General features: G+C 68.6%; 15 protein-coding genes. 10 read left to right on the forward strand and 5 right to left on the reverse strand.

What is annotated here, in order from left to right; genetic code table 11:
* Positions 1-4: 4 nt before the first annotated feature.
* The 3 genes from ACUTAF_RS15440 to ACUTAF_RS15450 all read left to right on the forward strand — a co-directional run bounded on the left by ACUTAF_RS15440 (position 5) and on the right by ACUTAF_RS15450 (position 2,479).
* A complete protein-coding gene (locus ACUTAF_RS15440) occupies positions 5-1,015 on the forward strand; it encodes an ornithine carbamoyltransferase (RefSeq protein ID WP_445580780.1) in 1,011 nt (336 codons plus the stop codon).
* A gap of 123 nt (positions 1,016-1,138) precedes the next feature.
* Positions 1,139-2,065 carry a carbamate kinase gene (gene arcC / locus ACUTAF_RS15445; protein ID WP_445580781.1) on the forward strand — a complete coding sequence of 309 codons (927 nt, stop codon included), beginning with the start codon at positions 1,139-1,141 and terminating at the stop codon, positions 2,063-2,065.
* A gap of 48 nt (positions 2,066-2,113) precedes the next feature.
* Positions 2,114-2,479 carry a DUF5064 family protein gene (locus ACUTAF_RS15450; protein WP_445580782.1) on the forward strand — a complete coding sequence of 122 codons (366 nt, stop codon included), beginning with the start codon at positions 2,114-2,116 and terminating at the stop codon, positions 2,477-2,479.
* Positions 2,480-2,522: 43 nt separating this feature from the next.
* Here ACUTAF_RS15450 and lpdA read toward each other — a convergent pair whose 3' ends face one another.
* Positions 2,523-3,923 carry a dihydrolipoyl dehydrogenase gene (gene lpdA / locus ACUTAF_RS15455; RefSeq protein WP_445580783.1) on the reverse strand — a complete coding sequence of 467 codons (1,401 nt, stop codon included), beginning with the start codon at positions 3,921-3,923 and terminating at the stop codon, positions 2,523-2,525.
* Positions 3,924-3,941: 18 nt separating this feature from the next.
* Positions 3,942-5,147: an MFS transporter gene (locus ACUTAF_RS15460; RefSeq protein ID WP_445580784.1), complete on the reverse strand. Its 1,206-nt coding sequence runs from the start codon at positions 5,145-5,147 to the stop codon at positions 3,942-3,944.
* 83 nt (positions 5,148-5,230) lie between these two features.
* Here ACUTAF_RS15460 and ACUTAF_RS15465 point away from each other — a divergent pair, with 83 nt between their 5' ends.
* Both ACUTAF_RS15465 and ACUTAF_RS15470 read left to right on the forward strand, forming a co-directional pair.
* On the forward strand, positions 5,231-5,800 hold the full coding sequence (locus ACUTAF_RS15465; RefSeq protein ID WP_445580785.1) for a PaaI family thioesterase: 570 nt from the start codon (positions 5,231-5,233) through the stop codon (positions 5,798-5,800).
* Between the two features lie 31 nt (positions 5,801-5,831).
* A complete protein-coding gene (locus ACUTAF_RS15470; RefSeq protein ID WP_445580786.1) occupies positions 5,832-6,407 on the forward strand; it encodes a TetR/AcrR family transcriptional regulator in 576 nt (191 codons plus the stop codon).
* Positions 6,408-6,433: 26 nt separating this feature from the next.
* Here the strand turns inward: ACUTAF_RS15470 and ACUTAF_RS15475 are convergent, their stop codons facing one another.
* Positions 6,434-7,228 (reverse strand): SDR family NAD(P)-dependent oxidoreductase, encoded by a 795-nt coding sequence (locus tag ACUTAF_RS15475; RefSeq protein WP_445580787.1) that lies wholly within the window; start codon positions 7,226-7,228, stop codon positions 6,434-6,436.
* Between the two features lie 264 nt (positions 7,229-7,492).
* Here ACUTAF_RS15475 and ACUTAF_RS15480 point away from each other — a divergent pair, with 264 nt between their 5' ends.
* The 3 genes from ACUTAF_RS15480 to ACUTAF_RS15490 all read left to right on the forward strand — a co-directional run bounded on the left by ACUTAF_RS15480 (position 7,493) and on the right by ACUTAF_RS15490 (position 9,717).
* The gene (locus ACUTAF_RS15480) at positions 7,493-8,257 is read left to right on the forward strand and encodes a phytanoyl-CoA dioxygenase family protein (protein ID WP_445580788.1); all 765 of its coding nucleotides are present in this window, start codon (positions 7,493-7,495) and stop codon (positions 8,255-8,257) included.
* Between the two features lie 85 nt (positions 8,258-8,342).
* Positions 8,343-9,188: an EamA family transporter gene (locus ACUTAF_RS15485; protein WP_445580789.1), complete on the forward strand. Its 846-nt coding sequence runs from the start codon at positions 8,343-8,345 to the stop codon at positions 9,186-9,188.
* A gap of 55 nt (positions 9,189-9,243) precedes the next feature.
* The gene (locus ACUTAF_RS15490) at positions 9,244-9,717 is read left to right on the forward strand and encodes an LEA/WHy family protein (protein ID WP_445580790.1); all 474 of its coding nucleotides are present in this window, start codon (positions 9,244-9,246) and stop codon (positions 9,715-9,717) included.
* Here the strand turns inward: ACUTAF_RS15490 and pdxR are convergent.
* The gene (gene pdxR / locus ACUTAF_RS15495; RefSeq protein WP_445580791.1) at positions 9,711-11,135 is read right to left on the reverse strand and encodes a MocR-like pyridoxine biosynthesis transcription factor PdxR; all 1,425 of its coding nucleotides are present in this window, start codon (positions 11,133-11,135) and stop codon (positions 9,711-9,713) included. The two genes, ACUTAF_RS15490 and pdxR, sit on opposite strands and share 7 nt — an antisense overlap.
* A gap of 144 nt (positions 11,136-11,279) precedes the next feature.
* On the opposite strand from pdxR, the gene ACUTAF_RS15500 reads away from it, so the two are divergent.
* Positions 11,280-11,711 carry a carboxymuconolactone decarboxylase family protein gene (locus ACUTAF_RS15500; protein ID WP_445580792.1) on the forward strand — a complete coding sequence of 144 codons (432 nt, stop codon included), beginning with the start codon at positions 11,280-11,282 and terminating at the stop codon, positions 11,709-11,711.
* 23 nt (positions 11,712-11,734) lie between these two features.
* On the forward strand, positions 11,735-12,742 hold the full coding sequence (locus ACUTAF_RS15505; RefSeq protein ID WP_445580793.1) for a DMT family transporter: 1,008 nt from the start codon (positions 11,735-11,737) through the stop codon (positions 12,740-12,742).
* Here the strand turns inward: ACUTAF_RS15505 and ACUTAF_RS15510 are convergent.
* On the reverse strand, positions 12,681-13,094 hold the full coding sequence (locus ACUTAF_RS15510) for a CBS domain-containing protein (RefSeq protein ID WP_445580794.1): 414 nt from the start codon (positions 13,092-13,094) through the stop codon (positions 12,681-12,683). The genes ACUTAF_RS15505 and ACUTAF_RS15510 overlap by 62 nt on opposite strands.
* Positions 13,095-13,192: the final 98 nt, after the last annotated feature.

Genomic DNA, 13,192 nt, shown 5'->3' on the forward strand with positions numbered 1-13,192 from the left:
AATCATGGCTTTCAACATGCACAACCGTAACCTGCTCAGCCTGATGCACCACAGCACCCGCGAGTTGCGCTACCTGCTCGATCTGTCGCGCGACCTCAAGCGCGCCAAGTACACCGGCACCGAACAGCAGCACCTCAAGCGCAAGAACATCGCGCTGATCTTCGAGAAGACCTCCACCCGTACTCGCTGCGCCTTCGAGGTCGCCGCCTACGACCAGGGCGCCAACGTAACCTACATCGACCCGGGCTCCTCGCAGATCGGCCACAAGGAGTCGATGAAGGACACCGCCCGCGTGCTCGGGCGCATGTACGACGCCATCGAGTACCGCGGCTTCAAGCAGGATATCGTCGAGGAACTGGCCAGCTACGCCGGGGTGCCGGTGTTCAACGGCCTGACCGACGAATACCACCCGACCCAGATGCTCGCCGACGTGCTGACCATGCGCGAGCACAGCGACAAGCCGCTGCACGAGATCAGCTACGCCTACCTGGGCGATGCGCGCAACAACATGGGCAACTCGCTGCTGCTGATCGGCGCCAAGCTCGGCATGGACGTGCGCATCGCCGCGCCGAAGGCGCTGTGGCCCTCCGACGAGCACGTGGCTGCCTGCAAGCAGTTCGCCGAAGAGAGCGGCGCGCGCATCACCCTCACCGAGGACGCCAGGGAAGCGGTCAAGGGCGTCGATTTCGTCCACACCGACGTCTGGGTGTCCATGGGCGAGCCGGTGGAGGCCTGGGGCGAACGCATCCAGGAACTGCTGCCCTATCAGGTCAACATGGACATCATGAAGGCCACTGGCAATCCACGGGCCAAGTTCATGCACTGCCTGCCGGCCTTCCACAACAGCGACACCAAGGTCGGCAAGCAGATCGCCCAGCAGTATCCGAACCTGGCGGGTGGCATCGAGGTGACCGAGGAGGTGTTCGAGTCGCCCTACAACATCGCCTTCGAGCAGGCGGAAAACCGCATGCACACCATCAAGGCGATCCTGGTCTCGACCCTGGCCGATATCTAAGCATTGACCCTGTAGGAGCCGGCTTGCCGGCGATCCACCGATAACTGCATCGCCGGCAAGCCGGCTCCTACGCAAAGCAAATCGCCCGGATGGCGCCCAGGCGCCTCGAACAAGGAGAACACCATGCGACTCGTCATCGCCCTGGGCGGCAACGCCCTGCTTCGCCGCGGTGAAGCCATGACCGCGGAGAACCAGCGGGAAAACGTGCGCATCGCCTGCGAGCAAATCGCCAAGGTGGCGCCCGGCAACGAGCTGGTGATCGCCCATGGCAACGGTCCGCAGGTCGGCCTGCTGGCCCTGCAGGGCGCCGCCTATGACGCCGCCAACCCCTATCCGCTGGACGTGCTCGGCGCCGAGACCGAAGGCATGATCGGCTACATGATCGAACAGGAGCTGGGCAACCTGCTGCCGTTCGAGGTGCCCTTCGCCACCATCCTCACCCAGGTCGAGGTGGACAGCGCCGACCCCGCCTTCAAGAAACCGACCAAGCCCATCGGCCCGGTGTACGACAAGGAAGAAGCCGAGCGACTGGCCGCCGAGAAGGGCTGGAACATCGCACCCGACGGCGACAAGTTCCGCCGCGTGGTGGCCAGCCCACGGCCGCAGCGCATCTTCGAGATCCGCCCGATCAAGTGGTTGCTGGAGAAAGGCAGCGTGGTGATCTGCGCCGGCGGCGGCGGCATTCCCACCATGTACCAGGGCAACCGGCTGCACGGCGTCGAGGCGGTGATCGACAAGGACCTGTGCTCGGCCCTGCTGGCCGAACAACTAGCCAGCGACCTGCTGGTGATCGCCACCGATGTCGACGCCGCCTATATCGACTGGGGCAAGCCGACGCAGAAGTCCATCGCCGCCGCCCACCCCGACGAGATCGACAAGCTCGGCTTCGCCGCCGGCTCCATGGGACCCAAGGTGCAGGCCGCCTGCGAGTTCGCCCGCAACACCGGCAGCACTGCGGTGATCGGCTCGCTGGAGAACATCGAAGCCATAGTCCAGGGCAGCTCGGGTACCCGCATCAGCCTCGACTGCGACGGCATCCAATACCGCTGAACCTTGCAGGGTCCCGACCCTGCCCTTGCCCGCGCCGGAGTGATCCGCATGTTCAAGCCTGGCCATCTGCATCGCGACAATCTCGACCGCCCGCTGGGGTCGCGTCCAGCAGCGCCCTTTTCCGTGGATTTCTACTACGAGGTACGCCAGGACCCGGCGCAGGGCCCGATGCTGCATATGCGCCTGGTCGGCGAGGTACAAGGACGACACTTCGACGAGGAGTTCGAACTGCACCGCGACGTCGCCTTCAACTTCGCCAGCGTGGCCACCCGCATCGCCGCCCGCCATGGCCTGCCGCCCAACGCCAGCCCGGTGATGCGCGGCCACGACGAGTACGACAAGGTGTTCGCCGATATCCGCGCCAAGCTGCACGCCAAGCCGGGCGAGCCGGTCAATCTCGATCACGTGCTGTGACGGCCACGCGCGGCTGCCTCATGGCCGGTGCACGCCGTGCTACCTACGCCTGCATGATCCGGCCATGCACGCCCATCGCCGCCTGGCGCCCGGCCTCGGAGCGGGTCGGGTGCGGGTGGCAGGTCAGGGCGATGTCCTCGGCCGAGGCGGAGAATTCCATGGCCACGCAGTATTCGCCGATCAGCTCGCCGACGCTCGGGCCGATCATGTGCACGCCGAGAATCTGATCGGTAGTGGCGTCGGCGAGAATCTTCACGAAGCCTTCGGTCTCGTGGTTGATCTTCGCCCGGCTGTTGGCGCTGAAAGGGAACTTGCCGACCTTGTAGGCGCGGCCTTCGGCCTGCAGCTCCTCCTCGCCCTTGCCGACGCTGGCCACCTCCGGGCGGGTGTAGATCACCCCGGGGATCACCCCGTAGTTGACCTCGGCGGCGTGCCCGGCGATGCGCTCGATGCAGGCCACCGCCTCGTCCTCGGCCTTGTGCGCGAGCATCGGCCCGGAGGTGACGTCGCCGATCACCCACACACCGGGCACGCCGCTCTGATGTTTGTCGTTGCCGAGCATGCCGCGCCGGTCGGTGCTCAGGCCAACGCTCTCTAGGCCCAGGCCCTCGGTGTAGGGCCGGCGGCCGATGGCCACCAGCACGTAGTCGGCCTCCAGCGTTTCCGCCGCGCCGCCGGTGGCCGGCTCCAGGCTCAGGGTCACCCCGGACTTACCGGTCTTGGCGCCAGTGACCTTGGTGCCGAGCTTGAAGCTCATGCCCTGCTTGCCCAGGGTGCGCTGCAGGGTCTTGGCAGTCTCGCCGTCCAGGCCGGGACAGATGCGCTCGAGGTATTCCACCACCGTGACCTGGCTGCCCAGGCGGCGCCAAACCGAGCCCAGCTCCAGGCCGATCACCCCGGCGCCGATCACCACCAGGTGCCTGGGCACCTCCGCCAGTGACAGCGCGCCGGTGGAATCGAGGATGCGCTTGTTGTCGATCTCCACGCCCGGTAAAGGCGTCGGTGCGGAGCCGCTGGCGATGACGATGTGCTGCGTCTCCAGCAGGCGTTCTCCGCCCTCGTGCAGCTTGACCTGCACCCGCCCCGGGCCGTCGATGCGCGCCCAGCCCTTGACCCACTCCACCTTGTTCTTGCGAAACAGGAATTCCACGCCCTTGGTCAGGGCTTCGACGCTGCCTTCCTTCTGTTTCATCATCTGCGGCAGATTCAACTTCGGCTGCACCTCCACCCCCAGCGCGCTGAGCTCGCCACCGACCGCCGCCTCGTACAACTCGGAGGCATGCAGCAGGGCCTTGGACGGCATGCAGCCGACGTTCAGGCAGGTGCCGCCGAGGGTCGCGCGACCCTCCACGCAGGCCACCTTGAGCCCCAGTTGGCCGGCGCGGATGGCGGCGTTGTAGCCGCCGGGGCCGGCGCCGATGATGACCACGTCGTAGCTGCTCATGGAACGACTCTCCTTACCTCAGGGAAGTTTGCCGGCGGCCAGCACGGCGTTGACCGGGCGGACGCGCAGCAGATGGAAGCCGGCGAACGCCAGCGCGGCGAACAGGGCGTGCAAGGCAACCATAGGCCAGGCCGAGCCATCCTGCAGCCAGGCCAGCAACAGGCCGCTCAAAGTCGCCCCGCTCATCTGCGCGAAGCCCATCAGCCCGGCCGCCAGCCCGGCGCGCTGCGGGTTGGGCAGCACCGCGCCGGCCACCGCCGCCGGCAGCAGCATGCCGCCGCCCAGGGTCACCAGCACCTGCGGCAGGGACAGGCCGAGCAGCGACAGGCCAAACAGCAGGTAGATCGCCAACGTCAGCAGCGCTCCGGCCAGCACCAGCGCCACGCCGATGGCCACCACTCTCTGTGGCCCCAGGCGCTGCACGTTGCGCAGGGTGAACAGGGCGCCGCCGAGCAGGCCGGAGACGATAGTCGCGAAGGTCATGCCGTACTGCGCCGCGCTCAGGCCGAGCAGGCCGATATAGACCGCCGAGGAGCCGGCCACCACGACGAACATGGCGCCGTAGGTGGCAGCGATGGTCAGCGCCAGCGCGCGGCAGCTGCCCAGCAGATCGCGGTAATCGCCCAGCAGGCGGCTCAGCCGCCCGGCCTGCGGGTCGCGCTGCAAATGGCTCTCGCGGTAGCCGCCGAGCACCGCCAAGAGCGCCACGCCGCCCAGCGCCAGGCTAGCCACGAGCGGCGCGCGCCAGCCGCCATACTGGGTCAGCAGGCCGCCGAGCAGCGGCGACAGGACGATGGCGGCGAACATTCCCAGCACCGTCAGCGCCAGGGCCGGCCCCGCCTCGGCCTGCCACACGTCGCGCACGATGGCACGCGCCAGCACCAGCGCGGCGCAGGCGCCGAACCCCTGCAGCACGCGGGCGGCGATCAGCGTCTGGATGTTCTCCGCCAGCAGCATGCCCAGGCTCGCCAGCAGGTACAGCGAGAGCCCGGCCAGCAGCACCGGACGGCGGCCGAGACGGTCGGACAGCGGGCCGAGCAGCAACTGGCCGAGGCCGAACGCGGCAACGAACAGCGACAGCGCCAGCAGGCTGCTGCCCGGCGCGGCATGCAGGCCGCGCTCCAGGGCGCCGAGGGCGGGAATCAGCAACTGGGTGGATATCTCCCCCAGGGCGGTGAGCAGCATCAGAAGCAGCAGCAACACGCGGGAGGGGGACGGGCGCATGGCGAATCTCCGGCTCGGGTATTTATATTTCAACCATAATATGAAAGATTGAATGTCGTCCATCATAAAATTGGGAGTCCCGCATGAACCCGCACAACCGCGACACCCGTCTGGCCGCCTGGCAGGCCGAAGAACAGGCGATGCGTACCAATCTCGCCGCCCCAGGAACCCTGGCCCTGGCCGAGGTGGCCAGCATGGCGCCCATGGAATTCTTCGATCGCATCGGCCGCGGCGAACTGCCCAGCCCGCCCTTCGGCCAGCTGCTGGATTTCGTGCCGCTGCAGTGGGCCAGCGGTCGCTTCGTCTTCCAGGGCACGCCCGATGCGCGTCACTACAACCCGCTGGGCAGCGTGCACGGCGGCTATATCGCCAGCCTGCTCGACTCCTGCATGGGCTGCGCGGTGCATACGCTGCTCAAGCCGGGCCAGGGCTACACCACCAGCGACCTGCGCGTCAGCTACATCCGCGCCCTGCGCAGCGAGGCCGGCCCGGTGCGCGCCGAGGGGCGCATCATCCATGTCGGTCGTTCCACCGCGCTGGCCGAAGGGCGCCTGTACGACGTCGACGAACGGCTCTACGCCGTGGCTTCCACCACCTGTCTGATCCTCGATATGAGCGCCGCACGCCAGAACCCCGAGGCGGGTGTAAGATGACAGCCAACATCTGAATCATCCGGAGCATCCGATGCGCTATTCGGAAGACCACAAGGCCAAGACCCACCAACGCATCATCGACGAGGCCGCGCTGCGCTTTCGCCGCGACGGCATCGGCGCCACCGGCCTGCAGCCGCTGATGAAGGCGCTGGGCCTGACCCACGGCGGCTTCTACGCCCATTTCAAGTCCAAGGACGAGCTGGTGGAGACCGCCCTGCGCCATGCCGTGCAGGACCTGGCCGGCAGCACCGAGCAGCAGGCCGACAAGGCCGAGGCGCCGCTGACGCGCTTTATCGCCAGCTACCTGTCCAGCGCGCACCGCGCCAACCCCGGCGCCGGCTGCCCGCTGCCGACCATGTCCGCCGAGCTGGGCCAGCGCGGCGAAGCCAGCGAGATCACCGACGCGCTGATCCGCAACCGCCTAGCGCTGATCGAAGACAACCTCAAAGGCGACGACGCCGCCGAGCAGAGCGTGCTGCTGCTCTCGGCCATGGTCGGCGCCCTGCTGCTGTCGCGCAGCGTCAAGGACCCCGAGCTGTCCGACCGCCTGCTCAAGACCACCCGCCGCCTGCTGATCGAACAGGCGCAGGAGGCCCAGCAACAGTAGGGGCGCCTGAGCGGCGCTCGCGACGCTCACTTGTAACGCGCCGCCGCCTGATTGCGCGACAGGTTCGGCCCCAGCGTCGCGCGAGCGGCGACGAAGGCGTCCCAGTCGGCCGCATCCGGCAGCGAGGGGATGGTCACCAACTCGCCCCGATCGAAGCCGGCCAGCGCCGCGTCGACCATCTCGCCCACCTCCATGATCATCGACGGCGGCAGCGCCGAGGCATCGGTGCCGCTGCGCTCCCAGATCTCGGTGCGGGTCACCCCCGGCAGCACGGCCTGGAGCTGCACCCCGCTTTCGCGCAGTTCGCCGGCCAGGGTCTGGGTCAGGCTCAGCACATAGGCCTTGGTCGCGCTGTACACGGCATTGAACATCTCCGGCGCCAGCGCCACCACCGAACCGAGATTGATGATGCCGCCACGCCCGGCCGCGGAGAAGTTGGCCGCAGCCGCTGCCGCCAAACGGGTCAAGGCCACCACGTTGAGCTGGATCATGGCCTCGGCCTGCTCCAGATCGGCGTCGGCAAGCCTGCCGTTCATCGCCACGCCCGCGTTGTTCACCAGCAGGCCGATGCTGGCGTCCTCACGCAGACGGCGCTCCACCTCGAGTACATCGGCCTTCTGCGTCAGGTCGGCCGGCAACACCTCGACGGCGACACCATGTTCGCCACCCAGGCGTTCGGCCAGGGCCTGCAGGCGCTGGGCGTCGCGCGCCACCAGCAACAGGTCGTGGCCCCGCCGGGCCAGACGCTCGGCGTAGGTGGCGCCGATGCCGGACGAGGCACCGGTGATCAGGGCGGTGGCGAGGGTGGCTTGAGCGGTCATGGCGCGTCTCCAGGTTGTGCGAGGAAGTGGGGGAGATCCTCCCACGATTTAAATTACGATCATAATTTAAAATTTATATGACACACATAATCAAAATAGCCGATACGCCACGCGGCAGCGAAGATGGCCGCTCCGTCCGCGTCAGCGGCGTCGCTCCCGACATTCGCAACGCCGCCGGCCTGCCGTTCGGAGCGCAGCTGCAAAGGCTTGCGTCGCGCCGTCCGGCGATGCCAGCCTAGACCGGTCGAATGCCGGAGCGCTGTCATGTCCCACGCAACCACCAAGCAGACCGCCGAGCGACTAGAAGCCCTGCATCAACAGGGCTTCGTCCTGCTGCCGGGGGTATTGGATGCGCCGCGCATCGCGGCAGTGCGCGCCGCCATCGACGCCCTGCGGCCCATCCACTGGGACTACCAGGGCAGCCTCGATCACTACAAGTGCGTATTCAACCGCGACCCGTTCTGGCTGCCCTACCTAGATCTGCCGCAGGTGATCGAGCTGGCCGAAGCGGCGCTGGGCAGCGACTGCCATGTGATCGGCCAGACCGCCTGGCGCTGCCACCCCGGCTTCGTCGGCAGCGAGCTGCATCTGGACCATCTGCCGATGGCGCTGCCGCAGAGCCTGCTGGACGATCAGGCCTTCGAACTGCCCATGCAGATCTGCACCGCCCAGCTCTATCTCGACGACATCGACGCAGAGCTTGCGCCCACCCGGGTGATCCCCGGCAGCCACCGCGCCGGCCGTCCGCCCGCTGCCGGCGAACGTGACTGGCGCGGCCACGAGCCCGAGCCGATCTTCTGCCGCGCCGGCGATCTGTTGTTCTTTCGCAGCGAGCTGTGGCACGCGGGCAGCCCCAACCTGAGCCGCACGCGCAGCCGCTATATGCTGCAGATCCACTACGGCCGGCGCATGGTGGCGCAGAAGTTCTCGCCCTACCTGCACTTTCGCTTCGACCCGGCGGTGCTGGCCGCCTGCACGCCGCGCCAGCTGCGCCTGCTAGGCGATCACGCCGAGGCGGAGTACGACTGAGCTCCGCGCAACTGCGACCAACGGACGATCCCGCGCGGCGCGCCGCTGTGCTTAGCTGGTAGCCACACCCGCGCAAGGATGGTCGATGTCGCCCCGCATACTGCTGCTCACCGCCCTGGCCATGCTGGCCTTCGCCGGCAACTCGCTGCTGTGCCGCCTGGCCCTGCGCGAAACGGCGATCGATGCCGCCGGCTTCACCGCCATCCGCCTCGCCTCCGGCGCGCTGACGCTCTGGCTGCTGCTGCGCCTGCGTGCCACGCGCCAGCCGGTGGCCGGCAGCTGGCCGGGGGCGCTGGCGCTGTTCGTCTACGCCGCGGCCTTTTCCTTCGCCTACCTGCAGCTCGATACCGGCATCGGCGCCCTGCTGCTGTTCGGCGCCGTGCAGCTGAGCATGCTGATCTGGGGCCTGTGGCGCGGCGAGCGCCCGGGCCTGGCAGCCAGCCTCGGCACCGCCCTGGCGGCCGGCGGCCTGCTGGCGCTGCTGCTGCCCGGCGCCAGCGCGCCGCCGCTGGCGGCCGCCCTGCTCATGCTGCTGGCCGGGGTGGCCTGGGGCGCCTACTCGCTGCTCGGCCGGAGCCAGGGCGATCCGCTGGCGATGACTGCCGGCAATTTCCTGCGCGCGGCGCCGCTCGGCCTGCTGTTGGCCCTGGCGCTGCTGCCGCAGCTGCACTGGGATGGCGCCGGACTGTTCTACGCGCTGCTTTCCGGAGCCCTGACCTCAGGCGTCGGCTACGCCATCTGGTACAGCGCCCTGCCCGGCCTGCGCGCCAGCCAGGCCGCCACCGTGCAGCTCAGCGTGCCGATCCTGGCGGCGCTCGGCGGCAGCCTGCTCCTGAACGAGAGCCTGACGCTGCGCCTGCTGCTCAGCGCCGCCGCGGTGCTCGGCGGCATCGCCCTGGTGCTCGGCAGCCGGCAACGCAGCGGGAGCTAAAGCCAGCGGCGGCGGTCTTCTATGCTGTAAGCCAATCAGTCCAAGGAAGACCGCCATGCCCCGCTCGCTTCGTTTCTGCTTCTTCGCCCTGCTCGCCCTGAGTCTGGCCGCCTGTGCCAGCCTGGGCGAGCGCGATCCGCTACGCATCGATCTGGCCGGCCTGGAGCCCTTGCCCGGCGAGGGCCTGGAGGTGCGCTTCGCGGTCAAGCTGCGGGTGCAGAACCCCAACGACAGCGCGGTGGATTTCGACGGCGTGGCGCTGGATCTGGAGGTCAACGGCCAGCCACTGGCCAGCGGCGTGAGCGACCAGCGCGGCAGCGTGCCGCGTTTCGGCGAAACCCTGATCAGCGTGCCGGTGAGCATTTCCGCGTTCTCGGCCATGCGCCAGGCCTGGGGTGCCAGTGGCTACCGGCCGGGCCAGGGCCTGCCCTACGAGCTGCGTGGCAAACTGGCCGGCGGCCTGCTCGGCACCCATCGCTTCAGCGACAGCGGCACCCTGGACTGGCCGGAGACGCCGCGCGGTTACTGACAGGCGGCCTGCAGCGCCAGGCGCAGCTCGTCCAGGCCGGCCTCCAGTTCGTCGAGTTCGATGCAGCCGAAACCGAACAGCAAGCCGGCCTGCGCCGTCCCCTGATAGAAGGACGCGAGCGAGTCCAGGCCGATGCCACGCTCGGCCATCTCTCCGGCCAGACGCTCGGCGTCGACGCCGGCGCGCAGCAGCGCGGCCAGGTGGATACCGGCCATCGGCACGACTGGCTGCAGCCAGGGCGCCAGATCGCCGTGCAGGCGCTGCAGCAGACGCTCACGGCGCTCGGCATACAGGCGCTGCATGCGCCGGGTATGGCGGGCGAACTCGCCGCGCTCCATGAAGTGCGCAAGCGCCAGTTGCTGCAGGCTGTCGCCGTGCCGGTCGCCGAGCAGCTTGGCCCGCACCAAGGACTCGCGCAGGCCGGGCGGCATCGCCAGGTAGCCGACGCGCAGTTGCGGATAGAGAGTCTTGGAGAAGGTGCCCAGGTAGGCCACCAGACCGTGGCGATCCAGGCTCTGCAGCGCCTCCAGCGGGCGCCCCTGGAAACGGAACTCGCCGTCGTAGTCGTCCTCGATGATCAGCGCACGCTGACGCCGCGCCCACTCCAGCAGGGCCAGGCGCCGTCCCAGGCTCATCGGCATGCCCAGCGGAAACTGGTGCGAAGGAGTGACGTAGACCAGGCGTACGCCCGTCGGCAGCAGATCGACGCGCAGGCCCTCGCCATCCACCGGCACGCCGATCACCTCGGCACCGGCGGCGAGGAAGCAGCTGCGCGCCGGGGTGTAGCCGGGCTCCTCCATGGCCACCCGGGCGCCGGGTTCGAGCATCACCTGGGCGAGCAGGCTCAGGCCCTGTTGCGCGCCCTGGGTCACCAGCAGGTCGTGCCAGTCGCAGCGCACCGCACGGCTGGCCGCCAGATAGCGGGCGATGGCCTGACGCAGCGCCGGCTGCCCCTCGACCCCGGCATAGAAGCCGCTGCCCTGCGCCAGCTGGCGCAGGGCATGGTGCAGGCTGGTGCGCCAGGCATCGAGGGGAAAACGGCGCATGCTCACCGTGCCGCCGGCGAAGTCGTAGCGCCAGCCGCGCGGCGGCCTGTCGAGCGGATCCACCGCCAGCTCATGCCAGCGCCTGGCCGGCTGCAGCAGGCCGGCATCGAGCCGCGGCGGCACGGGCGCCTGCGCCGCGGCACTGACGAAGGTGCCACTGCCCACCCGGGTGGTGGTGAAGCCCTCGGCGAGCAGTTGCTCGTAGGCCTCGCTGACCGTCTTGCGCGAGACCTGCAGGCGCTGGGCCAGGTAGCGCGTCGGCGGCAGCCGCGCGCCGCCCGCCAGACGACCGCCAAGGATGGCGTCGCGCAGTTGCCGGTAGAGCTGCGCGGCGAGGGGCTGGTCGGGGTCGATATCCAGATGCAGATCCATCTCGATGGCTCCATGAGTGACGCCCCTAGCACAACAGATTGGCCTCCTTGGATTCAACCAAATTGGCTATTTCTGCAGTCCTTCGCGCCGACTAGTCTGGCTCCAGGGCTCGCATGGAGCGAGCCACGCCTGAGGAGACGCGAGATGCGACTGAACTGGAGCAAGGCCTCCCCCGAGGCCTACCAGGCCATGCTCGGCCTGGAAGCGGTGCTGGAACAATGCAGCCTCGAGCTGCCCCTGCTGGAGCTGGTGCGCCTGCGCGCCTCGCAGCTCAACGGTTGCGCCTATTGCGTGCAGATGCACGCCAACGACGCCCGTCGCGGCGGCGCCAGCGAGGCGCGCCTGCAGACGGTTTGCGTGTGGCGCGAGAGCGCGCATTTCAGCCCGCGCGAACGCGCGGCACTGGCCTGGACCGAGAGTCTGACCCGGCTTAGCAGCGAGCACCCCAGCGATGCCGAGTACGCCGATTTGCGCGAACACTTCAGCGACGCCGAGATCGCCAACCTGACCCTGGCGGTGGCCACCATCAACGCCTGGAACCGCTTCGGCGTCGGCTTCGCGCTCAAGGCCGAGTGAGTCGCCAGGCACGGACGCGCGCCATGCCCCAAGCCCTCGCTTATACCTGCCTGGCCCTGTCGATGCTGCTGGTCGGCGGCAACGTCGCGGTCGGCAAGGCGGTGCTGAACGAGCTGCCGGTGCATCTCTTCGCCCTGCTGCGCTTCGCCATCGCCTGCCTGCTGTTGGCGCCCGGCATGCTGCTGCCGGCGGTGCGCCGGGGGCTGGATGGGCAGGCCGCGGGCGGCCTGTTGCTGCAGGCCTGGTTCGGCTGCTTCCTGTTCAGCCTGTTCATCCTGCACGGCGTGACGCTGACCTCGGCCACCAGCGCCGGCATCATCCTCAGCATCACGCCGAGCCTGGTGGCGCTGTTGGCCTGGCTGCTGCTGGGCGAGCGCATCGCCGCGCGCAATGCCCTGGCCATCGGCCTGGCGATATCCGGCATGGCACTCCTCAACCTGCTGGAAAGCGGCCAGGGCAACGGCTCGAGTTTGCCGGGCAACGCCCTGGTGCTGGGCGCGGTGCTGTCCGAAGCGCTGTTCGCCATCTATTCGAGGCGCCTGTCGCTACGCCTGCATCCCTGGGCCATGGCCTTCGGCGTCAATTTGGCCGGACTGCTGCTGTTTCTGCCGCTGGCCCTGCCGCAGGCGCTGAACTTCGCCTGGCAGGCGCCGAGTCCGGGCACCTGGCAGCTGCTGCTGTTCTATGCCGTCAGCGCCAGCGTGCTGTCGTTTCTGCTGTGGTACTCCGGCATCCGCCAGGTCCCGGCAAATGTCGCCGGTCTGTTCATCGGCCTGATGCCGGTCAGCGCGGCGCTGGTGGGGGTACTGGCGCTGGGCGAACGCTTCGCCGCCAGCCATGCCCTGGGCATGGCGCTGGTACTGGGCGCGATCCTGCTCGGCGCCTGGCCCGCGCTCAAGCGAATCGACCATTTTGGTGCACCCCACCCTCCGCGAAGCCCGCCGCGCACCAAGACGGCTCCTGCCGCCCTCAGGCGCAACGGGCCGGCAGCAGCCAGCGGTCCAACTGCTGCAGCAGATGGCGACGGCTGATCACCCCGAGCACGCGGCCGTCGGCATCGACCACCGGATAGTTCTTCGGCTTGTCGCCGAGCATCTGCTGCACCAGTTCCATCGGGTCCATCTCGGCGCGAACGCTGAGCACGTCGCGGCGCATGATGTCGCCGACCGTGGCCACCCGCTGGTTGTAGTAGGCCACCTGGATCGCCACCTTCAGGCATTCCTGCTCGGACAGCCAGCCGAGCAGGCGACCGTCGGTGTCAGTGACGGGGCCGCCTAGCAGCTCGTGCCGCAGCAGCTTGGCGACCGCCTTGACCACGGGCATATCGGGATGGATGCGGGCGAAATCCCGGCTCATGCAGTTGGCGATGGAGGCAGTGATCATCGAAGAAACCCTCGTGCGATAGGAAGAAGCGCCCGGATCGTTGCCGGGGCCTCCGAGGGCTAGCAAGTTCCACGCCTTTTCCAGACAGATCGCCGCAG

Source organism: Pseudomonas sp. SP16.1 (assembly GCF_052682975.1).